Source organism: Paenibacillus vini, assembly GCF_018403325.1.
GTDB classification, from domain to species: domain Bacteria; phylum Bacillota; class Bacilli; order Paenibacillales; family Paenibacillaceae; genus Fontibacillus; species Fontibacillus vini.
Genome location: NZ_BOSL01000015.1, coordinates 57719 through 76382, shown reverse-complemented (window position 1 = coordinate 76382; position 18664 = coordinate 57719). Strand labels below are relative to the sequence as shown.

Genomic DNA, 18664 nt, shown 5'->3' with positions numbered 1-18664 from the left:
ATGACAACAAAGAATGAAGCAAGCGCAGCCAAAGGATTCCAGCTTTCGCAAATCACGCAGAAGTTAGGTCCGCTGCTCGGTCTGGCGATATTGATCATCATCGTCTCGATCCTTAATCCAAGCTTTTTGGAACCGCTTAATATATTGAACTTGCTCCGTCAGGTGTCGATCAACGCCTTGATCGCGTTCGGCATGACCTTTGTCATCCTGACCGGAGGCATCGACTTGTCCGTCGGCTCCATCCTGGCGTTATCCAGTGCTTTTGTGGCGAACATGATGGTTTCCGGATTTGATCCGATCTTCGCGATCATTGTCGGCTGTCTGCTCGGCGGTGTGATGGGGATGGTGAACGGTCTCCTGATTACCCAGGGGAAAATGGCGCCGTTTATCGCAACGCTGGCCACGATGACGATTTTTAGAGGCTTGACGCTAGTTTACACAAACGGGAATCCGATTACCGGACTCGGCGACAGCATGACATTCCAATTGTTTGGCCGCGGCTACCAATTCGGTATTCCAGTGCCGGCGATTACGATGATCATTACGTTTGCGATCCTATGGGTCGTGCTGCACAAAACTTCCTTCGGACGCAAAACCTATGCGATCGGCGGCAATGAAAAAGCGGCAATCGTGTCCGGGATTAAAGTATCCCGCGTAAAAATTATGATTTATACCCTGGCGGGTCTGATGTCCGCATTGGCGGGCGCGATTCTGACCTCCCGTCTGAATTCGGCGCAGCCAACCGCCGGTACTTCCTATGAACTCGACGCGATTGCGGCGGTTGTCCTTGGCGGAACAAGCCTTTCCGGCGGCCGCGGCCGTATCGTCGGCACGCTCATCGGCGCACTGATTATCGGTACGCTGAACAACGGTTTGAACATGCTGGGCGTATCATCCTTCTACCAGATGGTAGTCAAAGGGATCGTCATTCTGATCGCCGTCCTCATCGACCGCAAGAAATCCGCATAAGGGGGAAGAATTGACTATGAAAAAGCTAACGATCCTGCTGGCAGCCTTTCTGCTGATCCTGACCACCGGCTGTTCTCTGGAACCGCCGGGCTGGGCCAAGCCCAAAACGGGCGGGGACATTAAAAATATGAAAATCGGTTTGTCCGTCTCCACTTTGAACAATCCGTTCTTTGTTTCCTTAAAAGACGGCGTAGTAAACGAAGCGAATAAGCTCGGCATTGAAACGATCGTTGTCGACGCGCAAAATGATTCGGCTAAACAAAGCAACGATGTGGACGATCTGATGCAAAAAGGCGTCAACGTCTTGCTGATCAATCCGACCGATTCGGCCGCGATCTCGACGGTAGTGCAATCGGCGAATAACTTGGGCATCCCGGTCATCACCTTGGACCGTTCCGCAGATCAAGGGGAAGTTGAAGCGCTGGTCGCTTCGGACAATGCCAAAGGCGGTAAGATGGCTGCGGAATACATCGTGCAACTGCTCGGTAAAGGAGCCAAAGTGGTTGAACTCGAAGGCGTCGCAGGCGCATCGGCCACCCGCGAACGCGGCAAAGGCTTCCATGAAGTGGCGGATCAGGATCTCAAAGTCATCGCCAAGCAAACCGCGGACTTTGACCGCGTTAAAGGTTTGAACGTAATGGAAAACCTGCTGCAAGCAAACCCAGATGTGCAGGCCGTATTTGCTCACAACGATGAAATGGCGCTCGGCGCAATCGAAGCTATCCGAAGCTCCGGCAAGGATATTCCGGTTATCGGCTTTGACGGTAATGAGGATGCGCTGAAGTCGATCCAGGCGGGCCAATTGACCGCCACTGTGGCACAGCAGCCTGAGCTGATCGGACAACTCGCGGTACAGGCCGCCCATGATGTACTTCAAGGCAAAACGGTAGAGAAGTCTATCCCGGCGCCATTGAAGCTGGTAACAAAGGAATAGGCAAAGATAAAAAAAGGCCGCTCCCGGTCATAACGAACTGACGCGGGAACGGCCTTTTTGTGTTTTACAGCGATTTCAGATATTCCACGATGGTGAGCAGGCCCTTATCGAAGTTTTCCAGATTGAAATGTTCATTCGGGGCGTGCAGGTTTTCGTCCGGCAGACCGAAGCCCATCATAACGGCCGGAGCCGACAATACGCGGGACAAGGTTTCCACGATCGGAATGGAGCCGCCGTCCTTCGTAAACAGCGCGCGGGTTCCGTACACCTTTTCGTACGCGTCAGCCGCTTTTTGCAGCATCGGATCTGAAGGGTCGCACGTGAAAGCGCGGGCTTTCTCGGTGGCCTTCACTTGAAGAGTTGCACCTTTCTGAAGGTTCTCATGCAGATGCTTCTCGATTTTGTCGATGATGTCCTGCGGATCTTGGTCGCCTACGAGACGGCAGGTAATTTTGGCATGCGCTTCTTTCGGCAGGACCGTTTTGGTACCTTCTCCTTGGAAACCGCCGTAGACGCCGTTTAGTTCAAGAGTCGGACGCGCGCCGGTTCTTTCAACGAAGGAGTAGCCTTCTTCCCCGTAAAGTTCGGTCAAGGCCAGCGTTTGCTTAAGCTGTTCCTCGTCAAACTGCTGCTTCGCGAATTCTTCACGGATTTCCGGCGTCAGTTCGTGAACTCCCTTGTAGAATCCCTCAACTGCAACACGCCCTTGTTCATCATGCAGGGTTGCAAGCAGGGCAACGAGAGCATGCAGCGCGTTTGGTACGCCTCCGCCAAAGGTACCAGAGTGCAAATCGGTATTGGCGGTGTGTATGGATACCTCAAGCGCACAAAGTCCGCGAAGCCCGATGCAGATCGCCGGTTTTCCCGGTGCCAGCAGCGCCGTATCCGAGATCAGGATGACGTCGGCCGCCAATTGCTCCTGGTGGGATTCCAGGAAGGACGGAAGATTCGGGCTGGTCACCTCTTCTTCGCCTTCGATACAGAATTTGATATTAACGGGCAGCTCTTTTTCCTGGGCCAGAATCGCCTCGACGGCTTTGACATGCAGGAACATTTGGCCTTTATCGTCGGTCGCACCGCGAGCGTACAGCTTGTTGTCGCGGATGGACGGCTCGAACGGAGGCGTTTCCCACAAGTTCAGGGGATCGACCGGCTGAACGTCATAGTGGCCGTATACAAGGACGGTTGGTTTACCCGGAGCATGCAGGTGCTCTGCGGTTACGACGGGATGTCCCGCTGTGGGATGCACCTCTACATTATCCATGCCGGCGCGTCGCAGGGATTCGGCGACCCATTCCGCCGCCTTCAATACGTCGGCTTTATGCTCAGACAGGGCGGAAATGCTCGGAATCGTAAGCAGTTCGCCGAGTTCTTTTAAATGCGCATCTTTTTTACTTTGAAAATAGGCTTGATAATCCATGGTTGTCAGTTCCTCCCGAACATATTCTCCCCATCATTTTACACCTTTTCCCCGCATAACACGAATGACAGGTTTGGATTTAGTATGGATACATTAAAATAAAATTAAAAATAGTCCCGGTTTTTTTATAATTCCTTAAGGTAACGGGGGCATAATTCTGGTAAAGTCATAAGAGAAGAGAAAGCTGTCTTATTAATGAAGGGAGTCAATCGATCAATGGATGAGAAAGAGAATAAGGATTTAGAATCAATAAAAGAACCGGAGGATCAGCCGGAAGTCTCCGAGAGCGTGGCTGAAGAAGGACAAGCCCCTGTTCAGGATCCGGAGGCATCGGTCCAGGAGGATAGCTTTATTCCTCAAGTCCATGAAGGAGAAGCGATGGCTCTGATATCGGAACAGGATTCCGAGGCAGAGGCGGAGTCGGAAGGGGAGGCGGAAGCGCCACAATCCGGCGGCGGAGGCAATGGCAATAAAGTATGGCAAATCGTCTCTCTGGTGCTTGCGGTCTTGTTGATCGCAGCCGTAATCATCCCGCTCGTTTCCGGGAAGAAGGTCGAGGCTGTCGCTACCGTCAACGGTGAAGAAATTACCAAGGATCAGCTTTATGACGAAATGTCTGTAGGCGGTGCCAATGAGCAGGCATTGGATAAACTGATCACTATGAAGCTCATCGACCAAGAAGCGAAAAAGCAAAACATTGTGTATCCTGATACCGAGATCGACAAGGAAATCGAAAAATACGTAGAGAATTTCGGCTCCCAAGAGAACCTGGAACAAGCGTTGGCGTCCAGCGCAATGACCATGGAAGATCTGCGCGAAAATATCAGAATGAATGAGCTTTTGACCCAACTGCTTGAGCCGCAGGTGAAGGTCACCGATGAGCAAATCAAGCAAACTTTTGAAGATAACAAAGCTTCTTTCGATACGCCGGAGCAAGTACGGACATCCGTGATTCTTGTACAGACGGAAGACGAAGCGAAAGAAATTATTAAAGAGCTGAAGGACGGCAAGGATTTTGCCGAACTGGCGAAGAGCAAGTCGCTGGATGAAGCCACGAAGGCTAACGGCGGGGATACCGATTTCTTTGCCCGCGGGCAAGTGGAAGAAGCTGTTGAGAATGCGGCCTTCAAACTGGCAAAAGATGAAATCAGCAGCCCTGTGAAAACGGAAGCCGGTTATCAGGTCATCAAACTGACCGACCGTAAAGAAGCCCATACGGCAACGCTGGAAGAGAAGAAGGAAGAGATCCGCAAGGGGCTTGTTTCTCAACAGGTAGGCCAGTTGACTGGAACTTGGATTGAAGAGATCCGCAGCAAGGCTGACATCAAGAATACGCTGACCGACAAAGCGGAAGCTTCGACAACGGATACAAATACAGCAGAATAATGACTGTTATCTGAACTGCAGGACAAGGGGAGCCATTCGGCTCCCTTCTGTTTTATATACGGGGGAGTATGTTTTTTCGTTTGTCTCGTTATGGTTCAGGAGGTACAATTAAGGCTATGAAAAGATAGACAGAGGAAAGCGTATGAGTCGGGAGGAGACCAGAATGGCGGAATGGTTCGAGGAAAGCTTCGGCGAAGATTACTTGCTCGTCTATAAACACCGCGACGTGCAGGGCGCTAAGCGGGAAGTACATAAGATGATGGAATGGCTGGATCTGCCATCGGGAGCTAAAGTATTGGATTTATGCTGCGGCATGGGCCGCCATTCCATGGCTTTGGATGAATCGGGGTATGAGGTAACCGGCGTGGATTTGTCAGAGGTCCTGCTCAGGGAAGCCCGGAAGAACGATCCCGATGGACGGGTAACCTGGCTTCGGGCGGATATGCGGAATTTGCCGCTTGCGGGAGGCTTTGACGCCGTTGTAAATCTGTTCAGCTCCTTCGGATATTTCGAGAAGGATGAAGAGCATCTCAAAGTGTTAAAAGAAATATACCGGGTCCTGAAGCCGGAAGGAAGGTTCATTATCGACTTTCTCAATCCGGATTATACGGCCGCTCATTTGGTTCCCGCGTCGGAGCGGGTGGATGACGGACAGCTTATTAAGGAGACGCGCGCTATCGAAAACGGATTTGTAAAAAAAAGAATTACCATTACGGACATCCGTGACAATGGTACTGAAATGCATAAAGAACCAAGGAATTACCTGGAACGGATCAAGCTGTATAAGAGCGAGGCATTTGCCTCCATGCTCTCCCAGGCTGGTTTGGTTCTGGATTACATTCATGGGGGCTATGACGAGGAGGTTTATAACGCCGCTACGTCGCCCCGGATGATTATGGTTGGGCGGCGATGCGCATGAGCAGGTCCGAAATTGAAGTGTTCGAGCAGGAAGAACTGGTTCGGGTCCGGATTTCTATGGCCCCGCCGCTGCGCTGGGTCAACAGCTATATCCTCCGTGGCGAAGAAGGCGTCACCATCGTGGATCCCGGTCCAAGGACCGATCTTGCCGAATCGGAATGGGTAACCGCTCTGCGTGAATTGGACATTTCTCCCCGAGAGATCGCCTCGATCGTGGTGACCCACCATCATCCGGACCATTACGGGATGGCTGGTTATTTGCAGTTGTTGACCGGAGCCGAGGTGTTCATGTCAAGGAGGGCTCATGAGGAGACGCAGCGGATGTGGGGAACGGATAGCAACGTGAACGAAGCGCTATTGCAGCTCTACCGTAAGCACGGGATGCCGAGCTCCTGGTATGAGCAGCTGCCGGAACATCTGGAGGGCTTCCTGGCACAGGTTACGCCATCCCCGGAGGTGACTTACTGGGCTGAAGGGGATGCGCTGGTAATGGGCGGCCGGGATTGGGTCGCGGTCGAGAGCGCAGGGCATGCTCCGGGCCATCTGTCGTTTTACGATCCGGAGCGGCGCCTTATACTCTGCGGAGATGCGGTTCTGCCGCAGATATCTCCGAATATCAGCTTGCTTCCGGGCAGTGATCCGCAGCCGCTGCAATCGTTCATGAATTCGCTCTCCAAGCTGGGAGCCTACAAGGTGGTTAAGGCATTTCCCGGCCACCGCAACCCGTTCTCGCATTTTACGGAGCGAACGCAGGACCTCTTAATTCATCACGAGGAGCGATTGGATCTGATTCATTCGCTGCTGACCGAACGGGATCAGACCGGCTTTGAGATTTGTACCGCCCTGTTCGGAATGGAGCTGGGTATTCACCAAATGCGCTTTGCTATGTCGGAGGCGCTGGCCCATCTGGTCGAACTGGTGCGTCAGGGGCGGGCGATTGAAATCCCGGGTTCGGATGGAAGCTGCTTTTATAGGAGATCAGGCCCGGTAGGATGATCGGTCAAAATAAATAGCGCCCTTTTTGTAAAGGGCGCCATCTTTCAGGCTGTCCGAGATTACTCGGCGGCCTTTTGTGCTTATCAAGTTCGCGGTTAATGGCAAATTACAGTTGAATTCGTAGCTGTGCTCTTGCCCTTGGCGGATTAACGAACAATATCTTTGCCGAGCGTCTCTTCGCCGTGCTCCAGCTCCCGTTCCGTTTGCTTGCGATGGGCGATCCGGCTGCTTGCGGAGGCGGCTACAGCTCCTACGATGTCATCCAGGAACGTGTTGCATGGGCCGAGCGTTTTATCGTTCAGCCGTTCCAGAATTCCCGGTTTGAGCTTGTCTACGTATCCATAATTCGTGAAGCCGATGCTGCCGTACACATTGACGATGGAAAAAGCGAGTATTTCGTCGACACCGTATAATCCTTCGTCATTGGAGATCATATCTTGAAGCTCGGGGATCAGCAGTTCCTGTTCGGCGAGAATATCCAATTGAATGCCGGTCAACACGGCGTTTTGCACTTCCCGTTTGCTTAGTACCTGCTCGACATTATGGATGCATTCCTCCATCGTCAGGTTCGGGTAGTATTTTTTCTGAAGCAGCATGACCAGTTCCGCGATCTCTTCGATTTTAACGCCCCGCTTCTGAAGCCAGACTTTCGTAGCATCGGCTACTTTTTTACTGTTCAGGCTGTAAGGCGCTTTCGCTTTTCTTTCTTCTTGTTCCATCTCGTCACCTACTCCTCCCGCTGTTTGAGGTAAACTCGCGTATTTTTAGAAAACATAGCTAAGATGCAGTTTGTCCACCTTGGTGAAAAATATAGTTATTTTTCCAAAAAGGGGCTCGTATACATAGTAATAGAGGTTGTTCAAAAAGTCATCTTTTGGACAATCCCGAGAACATGTTAGGAGGATGTCCGATGATTAGATGGAACCGCCAGTTACGCAATACGGCCGCCGCCGGGATGTTGGCGATCCCGCTTTTGTTGTCAGGCTGCAGTCTGTTCGGAATGGGCTCTTCGGCGCAAATCGATCCGCCTCCGGGCGATGTCGAGGCCCAAATGCTGCAATCGTTGGAGTCCGCGAACGGGACAGGCCGGACAAGCATCGCAACGGAGGAAGCGTTGTCGACCGTCTATCTCAAGAACGAGCAGGGCTGGCTCGCGCCGGTTTCTTTGCACCTGCCGAAGGGCGACGCCACGGATAAGCAGATCCGGATGCTGGAGATGCTCGTTGACGGAGGACCTTATCAAGGTACGGTTCCTACCGGATTCAGCGGGGTGCTGCCGGCAGGCACGGAGGTTCAGGCCGTTACGCTGAAAAAGGACGAGAAGCTGGCGATCGTCGAATTCAACAAGTCGTTCGGTACTTACGCCGCTACGGACGAACGCAAGATTCTGGAGGCCGTTACATGGACATTGCTTGGCGATCCGGATATCGAAAACGTCCAGTTGTGGATGGATGGCGCCAAACTGAATGAAATGCCGGTGAACGGAACTCCCCTGGATCGGCCGCTCAACCGTACGCTGGGCATCAATCTGGAGCTGGGTGACGGCATCAGCTTGTCTCAGACCCGGCCGGTGACGGTCTTCTTCTCGGCATCGACGCCGGATGGGGTCCAGTACTTCGTACCGGTAACCCGGTTCGTATCCTCGGAGAAAAACACCGTCACGGGCGCATTGACCGAGTTGATCAAAGGGCCATCCCGCGGAGACGGCCTGGAACGGGTGCTCACGGACAATACGGTGCTTAAAGCGGTGGAGTTATCGGAGGATGGTGTAATTACTGTCTCCATTGAAGACGATATGTTTGAGGCTGGAGAAAAGCCGCCGGCACAAATGCTGCAGTCGCTGGTGTTGACCGTAACCGAGAATGCCCCGGACAAAAAGGTCCGGATTTGGTTGAACGGACAAAAAGACGTGATCGGCATGGACAACCAGAAGTATGGGGAACCGGTGCTTCGCCCGGAAAGCATCAACGAAATTCCGCTGTAAGAAGTCATTTACAGACCAAGACCTGCTGTAGCGGGTCTTCTTTTTTTGTTCCGGAAGCCCTTGATTGGGGGAGGAATGGAATGATGCTTTTATGCCTACACTTTGGTAGAATAGGGAAAGCATAAAGACAGCATGAAACGTAGGAGGCAGTAATGATGAGAATAAACGGGCGTGAGGCGAACGAACGGCGGCCGATGAAATTGACCGTGGACATAAATAAATATGCGGAAGGCTCCGTATACATCGAGGTCGGCGATACCAAAGTTATGTGTACGGCCACGGTGGAAGAGAAAGTTCCGATGTTCATGAAGGGGCAGGGAAAAGGTTGGGTAACCGCAGAGTATTCCATGCTCCCCCGGGCGACCCAAACCCGTAATCAGAGGGAGTCGGCTCGCGGCAAACTCACCGGCAGAACTATGGAGATTCAGCGTCTTATCGGGCGCGCGCTGCGTTCGGTAGTTGATCTGCAGGCGCTTGGCGAGCGTTCCATTACGATCGATTGCGATGTGCTTCAGGCGGATGGAGGCACCCGGACGACGTCGATTACCGGAGCGTTCGTTGCGCTGGCCATTGCCGTGAACAAGCTTGCCCTGAAGCATTCGCTGCCCGTGTTTCCGATCACGGATTATCTTGCCTCAGTCAGTGTTGGCGTGGTGGGTCAACAGATGCTGCTCGATCTGAACTATGAGGAGGATTCCAAGGCTAAGGTCGATATGAATGTCGTGATGACCGGCCAAAGCCAATTCGTCGAGGTTCAAGGAACCGGAGAAGAAAAACCTTTTTCGAGACAGGAGCTGGACGGATTGCTTGCTCTTGCGGAAAAAGGAATTCAGGAAATGATACAGCAGCAGCGTGAAGTCTTGGGACCGATTGCGCTTAAGATCCGGGGCGGCGAAACGGGGGCTAACGTTTAATGGCTGAGGATTCAGTGATCATTGTCGCTACCCGTAATCAAGGAAAAGTGCGCGAGTTTGCCCATGCGCTTGAATTTCTCGGCAAACCCGTCAAAAGTATGTACGATTACCCGGAGATTCCGGAGATCGTGGAGGATGGCAAGACTTTTGAAGAGAACGCCCGTAAAAAGGCCAAAACCGCCGGCGATCTGCTGGGCCAGCCCGTGCTTGCAGATGATTCCGGTCTGTGCGTTGATAAACTGAACGGAGATCCAGGCGTTTACTCCGCCCGTTATGCGGGAGAGGGAGCCTCGGACGAGGACAACAACCTGAAGCTGCTGAGGGAGCTTGAGAAGCTGCAGCAGGGAGAAGATACGGAACAGCCGCTGCTGAGCACGGCCCGGTTCGTATGCCATCTCGCCCTGTACGATCCTGCGACGGGAGAATTTACCGATGCCACCGGTACGGTTGAAGGCTGGATTACCTCGGAGCCGGCTGGAGGCGGGGGCTTTGGGTACGACCCATTGTTCTATATGCCGGCCTACGAGAAAACGCTCGCCGAGCTGACACTGGAAGAAAAACAGGCGGTCAGCCACCGCGGCGCGGCGCTCCGGGAACTGGCCGACAAGCTGAATGCATCGGCGCGTGAATAAATTTAAAGAACCTTGGCTTTCCTCTCTTTTTGAGGCTAGCCAAGGTTTTTTTGTGTATTTCAGGTCCGGTTATCGGATCGCCACGCGGTAGGTCTTTAGCCAATGATTGACTTGAGCCAGATATGCGAAAAGCTGCGGACCGGACATCAGCTGGCCGAACCAGGGCAGATGTGTCGATGATTCGGGGGATGCCGCAATCTCGCGGACCCGGGCTGCATCGACAAGCGGAAGAATCGGCGAGGAAGGATCGTCGAGAATGGCGAGCACTTGCCCCCTGACCGCATCAAGATAAGCCGGATTGTGGGTTTTGGGGTAGGGGCTCTTTTTGCGGTACAGAACATCGTCCGGCAGGATACCTTCCAATGCTTTACGAAGAATGCCTTTCTCACGGTCTCCGGTCGATTTGATCTCCCAAGGCACATTCCAGACGTATTGGACCAGACGATGGTCGCAGAACGGGACACGGACTTCAAGCCCGGCGGCCATGCTCATCCGGTCCTTCCGGTCAAGCAGGGTCGGCATGAATCTGGTGATATTCAAATACGACATCGTTCTCATCCGGGCCTGCTCCGGCGTTTCTCCTTCCAGATGAGGGACCTCGGCCACCGCTTGGCTGTACCTGTCCGCAACATACCGTTCTGGAGCAATCCAGTCACGGATTTCCGGAGACAGCAAACCGGCCCGGAGGTCGGTAGCCACGGACCAGGGGAACGTGCCGGAGCTCAGCAGCTCTTCGCGGTGAAACCAGGGATAGCCGCCAAATACTTCGTCCGCGGCTTCCCCGGAGATGGCCACGGTCGCGCCCTTTTTGATCTCCCGGCAAAAGAGCAGCAGCGAAGCGTCCACATCCGCCATGCCGGGGAGGTCGCGGGCTAGAGTCGAATCCGGCAATGCGCCGATCAGCTCGGGCGTATCGAAGGAGATCCAGTGATGCTCCGTGCCGAGCTCCTCCACCATGCGCTTGATCCAGGGCGCATCGGCTCCCGGCTGATAGCTGTGAGCCTGAAAATATTTATCGTTATCCACGTAATCCACCGAATACGTATGCACCTGCCCCTGACCGGTCCGCCGGTAATAGTCGACGGCCAATGCAGTCAGTGCGCTGGAATCAAGACCTCCGGACAGCAGCGTGCATACCGGAACATCCGATAACAGCTGACGTTCCATAGTGTCCTGCAGCAAGGTTCGGATATTGGCGGCGGTCTCGTCGACGGAATCCGCGTGGGGTTCCGCCTCAAGCTTCCAATAAGCATAGGATCGGAGTCCGGCGCGGCTGAAGATCATAACATGCCCTGGACGCAGCTCGTGCATGTTTCGATAAATCCCATGCCCGGGTGTCCGCGCAGGACCGACAACGAAAATTTCCGCCAATCCTTCTGGTCCGATCACCGCCTCCATCTTGGGATGCTGAAGGATGGACTTCGGCTCCGAGGCAAAGATCAAGGTTTCGTTGATTTCACTGTAAAAGAGCGGCTTGACTCCCAGCCGGTCCCTCGCAAAAAACACATGCTCCCTCGTGCTGTCCCAAACCGCGAATGCAAATATGCCATTCAACCGATAGACGCAATCCGGTCCCCATTCGATATAAGCCTGAAGCAGTACCTCCGTATCGCAATGGGTCCGGAATGTACGACCCCTTCTGCGAAGTTCATCTTTCAATTCGGGGGCGTTGTAGATCTCTCCGTTATATACAATCGTATATGTCGCCCCCTCCTCCTGAATGATCATGGGCTGGGCCCCGTTTTCGGGATCCATGACGCTCAGGCGGCGGTGTCCGAACGCGCAGGGCCCGGAAATCCAGGTTCCCTGGGCGTCCGGGCCTCTCTTTTCAAGACAGGATGTCATTGACTGCACCAGGTTCGATTCTGTCGTCAAATCTCGATTCCATTCGATAAATCCGGTAATTCCGCACATGCTGGTTTCTCCTCTCTAAGACGGCTTCCATTCTCTTCGTCGTTCCGGTGAAAAGTAATATCAAATTATGCCTGGCAGAGGCATAAAATGTCTGTCCTTTACGGAAAACTATGAGTAAAAAGGGGATTATTCCCCGGGTTAGGAGGGATGGACGTGGAAAAAAACACTTACTATGTATCGCTTCAGGGGCGTTCATTACTGGAGGAACAAGGGGCGGCACCCTATGAATGGGTGATCCGCGCGACACCGGAAGAAGCTGACATGATAAGTCATATGTTGGAGCAAATTGATGAAAAAGAAACGAGCGGCTTTATCGCGTACACCTTTCCTTGGCCCGATACACCGGAGGAAGATGTCAACGCCAACTACCAAAGCAATATTAATGAACTATATCGGCAAATTTACCGGCTTGGAACGGAAGAGACACGCGAGCAATTGCGCAGCTCACTTGGTTTTGATTCGGATTAACACATACAGATAATGATGGTTCCGGAAAAGGAGTAGGAGCAGGAGTAGGGTAGGAGCACGAGCACGAAAAGGAATAGGAGAAGGGAGCCGCCACTGCAAATGTATTACATTAAAGATGCTACATTCAGAAGAACTACGGAGTATGACGGGGTCTCCTGCGCGGAAATCCAGGTGAGGGCGGGGGCCGTCGGAGATCCCGATTTGTTTGTGTACATCGCGCGGTCTTCCGGGGGAGGGGGCGAGGACCGGAGCGGTGGCGGAAAAAACGAATACGAGATCATTCGCATGATCCGGAGCGATGCCGATCTCGAAACCGACTGGTTTGACAACAGCATGCATCAAGCCACCGCTGTGGTTGCCGAAGAGGATTTCTGCGAATCCGGCTGGCCCTCTCCCGAGATCCAGCGGGAGCAATTCCTGAAGCGACTCCTTGCGCACGACGGCATCGCCTCCCGTTTGCAAGAGGAGCTGGATCGCAAGGCGTAATAACCTAACCAATACGTGGAGTGGAGTGGCTTGGGTGGCTCGGAAAGCATGGTACGGTGTGGTATTACATGGCGTGCGTGGCGTGCGTCGCATGGAGGAGTAATCGGCCAGCATCTGTGACCATATCAGAAATCTTAGTTACTTGGCCAGGCAGAACGGGCCGGAAATGTCTAACGGACACCAGAGACCTTAAACTCGGGAAAAAGGCTGGTTTTGCAATCTAACGGACATCAGAGACCTTAATTGGCTCAAAAAGTAACTTGGCATGGAAAATTCTCGGTAATAGCGTCTCCTGTGTCCGTTAGAAATCAAAATGGACCAAATCAGCCGACTTAAGGTCCACCATGTCCGTTAAATCTTCTACTATACGATCGCATCCGAGAGCCGATCTATCTAGCTGCGTGTTACCTCGCATTAACTAACTTAAACTATTACGGGCTGGGTTGGTACACCGTGGTTTTGAGTACTGTGGCATAGTGGGGTGTGTAAGAGTAATCGGCCAGCATGTGTGACCATTTCAGCAATCTTAGTTACTTGGCAGGCAGAACGGGCCGGAAATGTCTAACGGACACCAGAGACCTTAAACTCGGGAAAATGGGCAGTTTAGCAACCTAACGGACATCAGAGACCTTAATTGGCTCAAAAAGTAACTTGGAATGGAGAATTCTCGGTAATAGCGTCTCCTGTGTCCGTTAGAAATCCAAATGCACCAAATCAGCCGATTTAAGGTCTCCCATGTCCGTTAAATCTTCTACTATACGATCGCATCCGAGAGCCGATCTATCTAGCTGCGTGTTACCTCGCATTAACTAACTTAAACTATTACGTGGCTGGGTTGGTACACCGTGGTTTAGAGTACTGTGGCATGGTGCGGCATATAAGAGTAATCGGTCAGCATGTATGACCATATCAGCAAAGTTAGTTACTTGGCAGACAGAACGGACCGGGAATGTCTAACGGACACCAGAGACCTTAAACTCGGGAAAAAGGTTGGTTTTGCAATCTAACGGACATCAGAGGCCTTAATTGGCTTAAAAAGTAACTTGGCATGGAAAATTCCCGATAATAGCGTCTCCTGTGTCCGTTAGAAATCAAAATGGACCAAATCAGCCGATTTAAGGTCCACCATGTCCGTTAAATCTCCTACCATTGATCGCATCTGAATTCCAAACGCCATTTAGCCATATATGCCAGGACACAGTGTTAAACACCAACCTGTTCGTCGCTTTCTTCCAGACGATGTTAAAAATCGTCAAAATAATCCTCTTTGAAAAAACCAAAGGATGCGTTATAATAATTAACGCATCCTTTTTTTACATACTGTATGTCCCAGTAGCTCAGCTGGATAGAGCAACGGCCTTCTAAGCCGTCGGTCGGGGGTTCGAATCCCTCCTGGGACGTAGTCAAGAGCCGGTTCATTGCGAACCGGCTTTTTTCGTCCCTGGGGATAAGAACCCCTACAAGGGGTTCGTCGGAGCGAGGCCAACCGTGCACCACGGAAACGGCTGAGCGGAGTCTCGCGCCGAAGCGCGAGTACACCTCCTGGGACGTAGTCAAGAGCCGGTTCATTGCGAACCGGCTTTTTTCGTCTCTGGGGGTGAGGACCCCTCCAAGGGGTTCGTCGTAGCAAGGCCAACCGTGCACCACGGAAAAGGCTGAGCGGAGTCTCGCGCCGAAGCGCGAGTACACCTCCTGGGACGTAGTCAAGAGCCGGTTCATTGCGAACCGGCTTTTTTCGTCCCTGGGGGTGAGAACCCCTACAAGGGGTTCGCCCAGGCAAGGCCTCCGCCGTACCCGCTATTTAATCGCGACGAGCAGCGCTCCGGCCGCGATCAGGACGACGCCGGCTGCGGCGGTCCAGGAAATCTTCTCGCCGAGGAACACGAAGGCCAGGATCACGGCGATGACTACGCTCAGTTTGTCGATCGGGCCGACCTGGGATACTTTTCCGTACTTCAGCGCGAGAAAATAAAACAACCAGGATAATGCGCCGGCAATACCGCTCAAGAAGATAAACGAGAGCGCCTTTTTCTGCGCCATGATGTCCGCCAGCTGCGTAAACTTGCCCTGCACGGCAACTACGCCAAGCAGGAATAGCGCCATGATGACGGCCCGGATGGCCGTGGCGGCGTTGGCATCGATGTGCTGCAATCCGATTTTACCGAAAATCGCTACCAGTGCGGCGGACACGGCGGATAATAACGCATAAATTAGCCAAAGCGGCATTTGGTTAAACAACTCCTTTCGAGATATAAATATAGAAAAACCCTTTGGAATCCAAAGGGTTGATGTTATGTAATATGGAGCGGGTGAAGGGAATCGAACCCTCGCCTCAAGCTTGGGAAGCTGGCGTTCTACCATTGAACTACACCCGCATAAGCGACTTAAATATTATATCATACGGAGTAAAAAGATCAAGTATTCCGTTCTCCGTCCGAATTCGTCAATCGCCCACTACATGACTACGATTCGCCTTGCGGCAGCTAATGCCCGCAATTCGACATTAATTTTTTCCTTCTCCTCTACCGTCAGCTGCAAGGATAAGCCATAGTGAAACGACTCGGGCCCATGAGGGTTCTGCCAGCGAATTTCTCCGGGAAAAGTGTAGCTCTCTTCACTCAGTTGAAAATGGACCGCGGCACCGATCGAATGCTCGGCGGCATGAAGATTAAGGCCGGTCTGTATCCGGCAGCCGGACTTGCTGATATCAATCAGTTCAGCCTCAGCCAGTTTGCTGTTGACCGGTTTGAGATCGATGGATTTAATCTCGATCCAACAAGTCATAGGCGGGTTGATCGTATAACGAAACGGTTCGTTTCTGCGGGAATTCATGACTGGTTATTGAACCTCCAAAAGGCAAGATATTCCGATTATACGCGAAAAGAGGGGATTTGGACATGAATCTATCGCCCCATTTAATGAACAAAAAGTCAAAAGGCGTGACTGAAGGATAATTTCTTCTCAGGTCACGCCTTTATATATTATTTCGCGGCCATGCCGTTCATGATCAGAGTGATCGTATGACGGATTTCCTGTTCCTCATCCCAAGGAGCTCCCGGCATCACCAGGAAATGGGTAATAAACAAACCGATCATGGCCGTCGAGGCAAAACGAAGCAAGGCAGGGGTAGGCAGGTCGACGACCTCTCCCTTAGCTTTGAAATGTTCAATAATTTCCGTGAAGCGCTTGAATACCCTGGTTCCGATATGCTGCTTGAATTCTTTCTGGAGCATGGGCTGGAACGGAATTTCCTGCAGCATAATTTTGATGATTTTGAGGTGCTTACGGGCAAAATTCATGCGATTGACAGCAACAGCGTACAGGAAGTCCTCCAGCGTAGGGTAGTCGGTCTCCAGCACCTCTTTAAATTCGTTCAAGACAAAGGGGGCAAGCAGCTTGCTCATCATGGGGGAAACGATGGAGATCAGAAGCTCCTTTTTCGTCTTGTAATGCCGGAAAATCGTTCCCTCAGCCACTCCCGCTTTCTGGGCGATTTCACTGGTGGAGGAAGAGGCGTATCCCTTCTCGGCAAATACCTCCACGGCGGCTTGCACGATTCTGAGCTGCTTTTCGGTCATTTTTTCGTCGCTCATTTTAACGATTTCCTGAATCCACTGATCGACGGGCTCCACGGGTTCCTGCTGCGGCATAACTTGATTCCTCCTGCAAATGACTATTGTTACCTCATATTAACATAAGGGGGAGGGATCTATTCAAATCTTGCGGTGTTTGCGCAAGGCGAGCACATTCAGCAGCATGAACACAAGCGAGAAACCGATCAGAACGAATATGTTCCCTGCAATCGTATCCCATCCCTTGCCCCGAATCATTACCTCACTGAGCGCCTCGGTCCCGTAGGTTAGTGGCATAACAATTTTTAGCTGCTGCAGCCATTCCGGAAGAGTTTCCAACGGAAAAAGACCCGATAAGAAGAGCTGAGGAACAATAATGAGCGGAATAAACTGAATCATCTGAAGCTCGTTGTTGGCAAACGCAGACAGCAATGTCCCGAGGGTTAAAGCGGTCATCGACAAAAGCAGTGTCAGCAGCAAGACGAAGGCAAAGGAACCGGCCATGAGGATCCCGAGCACTTGGATACAGAACCATGAGATCAGGAGTGCCTGAAATACCGTGAAGATGCCGAAACCGCCGACATATCCGACCACCAGCTCCCAGCGTTTGATCGGGGTGGAGAGAAGTCTCTCTAGTGTTCCGGTTGTACGTTCGCGCAGGAAGGACACCCCGGCGATAAGAAAGACGAAGAAGAATACGAAAAATCCGATCAAGATCGGTCCGAACTGGTCGATGCTCGTCATATCTTCCGATCCATGAAGATAGGAAACATTCATCTTATCTGCGGCTCCGTTCACATCCGGCTGAAGCTCTCTTGACACCTTTTGCAAAAGCATTAGTACGGATTTGTTTACAGTCGGTTCGCTTCCTTCCAGCTTAACGTCCAGCCCGTTTCCTGACTGGGTGATTATCGCATCTATCTTTCGTTCGTCGAGTGCCTGATCTGCTCTCTCCTTGTCCTCATAAGTAAAAATCGTGGCTCCCTGTTTTTCCAGGCTTGTGACTAAAGGGGCGGGGATCTGGACGATACCCAGGTTCGGTTCATAATCTTTCCCGTTAAATACCAGGTGCATTAAGGTTAATACTACGAGTGGAGCAATGAAAATGAGGGCCAGCGTCCGTTTATCACGGCGAAATTGACGAAGAATGCGTAACATGATTGCCCAAATTTTCATGACTCTCCACCTCCGTAGTAAATAAATGCTTCTTCGATTGTTTGTTTGCCGGCCTGCGAGATGAGGGCGGACGGTGTATCGGCAGCGAGAAGAGCGCCGTTTCGGATCATGCCGAGGCGGTCGCATTTCTCCGCTTCGTCCATTACATGCGTAGTCATGAGAATCGTGGTGCCTTTGGCATTCAAGGCCTTTAACTCGCTCCAGATCGACTGCCGCAGCAGAGGATCGATGCCGACGGTCGGCTCGTCGAGGACGAGCAGCGGAGGCTCATGCAGCAAAGCGATCGCCAGCGACAATCTTCGTTTCATACCTCCTGAATATTGATCCACTCTTTTGTGCAAATCATCGCCAAGGGCGACGATCTCCATGACTTCTCTGATCCTGATTTTGCGCCGAGGACCTTTCATTCCGTAAAGAGCCGCAAAAAACTCGAGATTCTCGAGAGCGCTTAGCTCGGTGTAAAGCGCATCGGATTGCGCCATATATCCGATTTGACGAAGCATGCTCAGCTTGGGCATGACCGTCCCGAATATGCGGACCTCGCCTGAACTGACGGTATCAATCCCTGTCAGCAGCTTGACTAGCGTGGTTTTACCGGACCCCGAAGGGCCAAGCAAACCGAACGTCTCTGCCGGCCGGACTTCGAGCGAAATATCGTTCAAAACCATTTTCTTTCCGAAACGTTTACCGACATGGGTCGCTTGAATAACTGATTCATTATGAGACATTTAGCAGCCTCCTAAGTTGTGTTCATAAAAATGAGTGAGTACTCACTGTTAATATATGCTTAAGCACGCTAAATGTAAATGAAAGAGATGATTTTTTTAAATATTTTACAAAGTATTACAATCCCGGAGAATTGAATTAACAATTCTGTACGACAATCAAGGCATAG

The 18664-nt window shown here is 52.0% G+C and carries 18 protein-coding genes and 2 tRNA genes; 11 read left to right on the top strand and 9 right to left on the bottom strand.

What is annotated here, in order from left to right:
- Together rbsC and rbsB are read left to right on the top strand one after the other, a co-directional pair.
- On the top strand, nt 1-969 hold the full coding sequence (rbsC, locus tag KJS57_RS20110; protein ID WP_211023327.1) for an ABC transporter permease subunit: 969 nt from the start codon (nt 1-3) through the stop codon (nt 967-969).
- Between the two features lie 16 nt (nt 970-985).
- Entirely contained in the window at nt 986-1903 is a 918-nt protein-coding gene (gene rbsB / locus KJS57_RS20105) for a ribose ABC transporter substrate-binding protein RbsB (protein WP_211023325.1), read from the top strand.
- A 64-nt stretch (nt 1904-1967) separates the two neighbouring features.
- Here the strand turns inward: rbsB and KJS57_RS20100 are convergent, their stop codons facing one another.
- Nucleotides 1968-3323 (bottom strand): dipeptidase, encoded by a 1356-nt coding sequence (locus KJS57_RS20100; RefSeq protein ID WP_211023323.1) that lies wholly within the window; start codon nt 3321-3323, stop codon nt 1968-1970.
- 216 nt (nt 3324-3539) lie between these two features.
- On the opposite strand from KJS57_RS20100, the gene KJS57_RS20095 reads away from it, so the two are divergent.
- The 3 genes from KJS57_RS20095 (at nt 3540) to KJS57_RS20085 (ending at nt 6623) form a co-directional block, all read left to right on the top strand.
- Nucleotides 3540-4709 carry a peptidylprolyl isomerase gene (locus KJS57_RS20095; protein ID WP_213656120.1) on the top strand — a complete coding sequence of 390 codons (1170 nt, stop codon included), beginning with the start codon at nt 3540-3542 and terminating at the stop codon, nt 4707-4709.
- Between the two features lie 163 nt (nt 4710-4872).
- Entirely contained in the window at nt 4873-5628 is a 756-nt protein-coding gene (locus KJS57_RS20090) for a class I SAM-dependent methyltransferase (RefSeq protein ID WP_213656119.1), read from the top strand.
- A complete protein-coding gene (locus tag KJS57_RS20085) occupies nt 5625-6623 on the top strand; it encodes an MBL fold metallo-hydrolase (protein ID WP_213656118.1) in 999 nt (332 codons plus the stop codon). The genes KJS57_RS20090 and KJS57_RS20085 overlap by 4 nt, the downstream gene beginning before the upstream one ends.
- A gap of 146 nt (nt 6624-6769) precedes the next feature.
- On the opposite strand, the gene KJS57_RS20080 is transcribed toward KJS57_RS20085, so the two are convergent.
- Nucleotides 6770-7342, bottom strand: a complete 573-nt coding sequence (locus tag KJS57_RS20080) for a phosphatidylglycerophosphatase A family protein (RefSeq protein ID WP_211023315.1) — start codon at nt 7340-7342, stop codon at nt 6770-6772.
- Between the two features lie 191 nt (nt 7343-7533).
- Here KJS57_RS20080 and KJS57_RS20075 point away from each other — a divergent pair, with 191 nt between their 5' ends.
- The 3 genes from KJS57_RS20075 to KJS57_RS20065 all read left to right on the top strand — a co-directional run bounded on the left by KJS57_RS20075 (nt 7534) and on the right by KJS57_RS20065 (nt 10153).
- Nucleotides 7534-8607, top strand: coding sequence for a GerMN domain-containing protein (locus tag KJS57_RS20075; RefSeq protein ID WP_211023313.1), 1074 nt, complete (start codon nt 7534-7536; stop codon nt 8605-8607).
- 152 nt (nt 8608-8759) lie between these two features.
- Entirely contained in the window at nt 8760-9521 is a 762-nt protein-coding gene (gene rph / locus KJS57_RS20070) for a ribonuclease PH (protein ID WP_280520397.1), read from the top strand.
- On the top strand, nt 9521-10153 hold the full coding sequence (locus KJS57_RS20065) for an XTP/dITP diphosphatase (RefSeq protein WP_213656117.1): 633 nt from the start codon (nt 9521-9523) through the stop codon (nt 10151-10153). The genes rph and KJS57_RS20065 overlap by 1 nt, the downstream gene beginning before the upstream one ends.
- A gap of 69 nt (nt 10154-10222) precedes the next feature.
- On the opposite strand, the gene asnB is transcribed toward KJS57_RS20065, so the two are convergent.
- The gene (asnB, locus tag KJS57_RS20060) at nt 10223-12067 is read right to left on the bottom strand and encodes an asparagine synthase (glutamine-hydrolyzing) (RefSeq protein WP_213656116.1); all 1845 of its coding nucleotides are present in this window, start codon (nt 12065-12067) and stop codon (nt 10223-10225) included.
- A gap of 153 nt (nt 12068-12220) precedes the next feature.
- Here asnB and KJS57_RS20055 point away from each other — a divergent pair, with 153 nt between their 5' ends.
- The 3 genes from KJS57_RS20055 to KJS57_RS20045 all read left to right on the top strand — a co-directional run bounded on the left by KJS57_RS20055 (nt 12221) and on the right by KJS57_RS20045 (nt 14421).
- Entirely contained in the window at nt 12221-12535 is a 315-nt protein-coding gene (locus tag KJS57_RS20055) for a hypothetical protein (protein ID WP_211023305.1), read from the top strand.
- A gap of 99 nt (nt 12536-12634) precedes the next feature.
- On the top strand, nt 12635-13021 hold the full coding sequence (locus KJS57_RS20050) for a hypothetical protein (protein ID WP_213656115.1): 387 nt from the start codon (nt 12635-12637) through the stop codon (nt 13019-13021).
- A 1326-nt stretch (nt 13022-14347) separates the two neighbouring features.
- Nucleotides 14348-14421 (top strand) — tRNA-Arg (locus KJS57_RS20045).
- Between the two features lie 397 nt (nt 14422-14818).
- Here the strand turns inward: KJS57_RS20045 and KJS57_RS20040 are convergent.
- The 6 genes from KJS57_RS20040 to KJS57_RS20015 form a co-directional block, all read right to left on the bottom strand.
- A complete protein-coding gene (locus tag KJS57_RS20040; RefSeq protein WP_213656114.1) occupies nt 14819-15247 on the bottom strand; it encodes an EamA family transporter in 429 nt (142 codons plus the stop codon).
- A gap of 75 nt (nt 15248-15322) precedes the next feature.
- A tRNA-Gly gene (locus KJS57_RS20035) sits at nt 15323-15396 on the bottom strand.
- 79 nt (nt 15397-15475) lie between these two features.
- Complete coding sequence (locus KJS57_RS20030; protein ID WP_213656113.1) at nt 15476-15853, bottom strand: PilZ domain-containing protein; 378 nt, start codon at nt 15851-15853, stop codon at nt 15476-15478.
- Between the two features lie 149 nt (nt 15854-16002).
- Entirely contained in the window at nt 16003-16671 is a 669-nt protein-coding gene (locus KJS57_RS20025) for a TetR/AcrR family transcriptional regulator (protein ID WP_213656112.1), read from the bottom strand.
- A 63-nt stretch (nt 16672-16734) separates the two neighbouring features.
- The gene (locus KJS57_RS20020) at nt 16735-17769 is read right to left on the bottom strand and encodes an ABC transporter permease (protein WP_213656111.1); all 1035 of its coding nucleotides are present in this window, start codon (nt 17767-17769) and stop codon (nt 16735-16737) included.
- A complete protein-coding gene (locus KJS57_RS20015; RefSeq protein ID WP_211023295.1) occupies nt 17766-18497 on the bottom strand; it encodes an ABC transporter ATP-binding protein in 732 nt (243 codons plus the stop codon). Before KJS57_RS20015 ends, KJS57_RS20020 begins: the two co-directional genes overlap by 4 nt.
- Nucleotides 18498-18664 lie beyond the last annotated feature (167 nt).